This window comes from Pseudomonas sp. ESBL9 (genome assembly GCF_036668715.1).
GTDB classification, from domain to species: Bacteria; Pseudomonadota; Gammaproteobacteria; order Pseudomonadales; family Pseudomonadaceae; genus Aquipseudomonas; species Aquipseudomonas lundensis.
In genome coordinates this window covers 1-438 of record NZ_JAZEVV010000027.1, presented here as the reverse complement: position 1 = coordinate 438, position 438 = coordinate 1, and the positions used below count along the sequence as shown (strand labels likewise).

The 438-nt window shown below is 66.2% G+C and carries 1 protein-coding gene; it reads left to right on the top strand.

What is annotated here, in order from left to right:
• Window positions 1–438 (top strand): efflux RND transporter permease subunit (locus V6F78_RS22290; protein ID WP_332728358.1); only part of this gene is annotated, 438 nt, incomplete at both ends.

Here is a 438-nt window from a genome sequence, read left to right as displayed (position 1 = left end):
AATCTGATGAGCCTCGGCGCGCTGGATTTCGGCCTGATCGTCGACGGCGCGGTCATCATCACCGAGAACAGCCTGCGCCATCTCGCCGAGAAACAGCACGCGCTCGGCCGCGTGCTGACCCGCGACGAACGGCTGGAGACGGTGCGGGCCTCTGCCGTGGAAATGGTGCAGCCGAGCCTCTATGGCCAGGCCATCATCCTGCTGGTCTACGTGCCGCTCCTCACCTTCACCGGCGTCGAAGGCAAGATGTTCGAGCCGATGGCGCTGACTGTCATCCTCGCGCTCGCTGCCGCTTTCGTGCTGTCGCTGACGCTGGTGCCCGCACTGATCGCGATCTGCATCACCGGTCGTGTGCAGGAGAAGGAGAACTGGCTCGTCGCCGTCATGAAGCGGTGGTACAGCCCGCTGCTGCGGCGCGCGGTGGCGACGCCCGTGCCG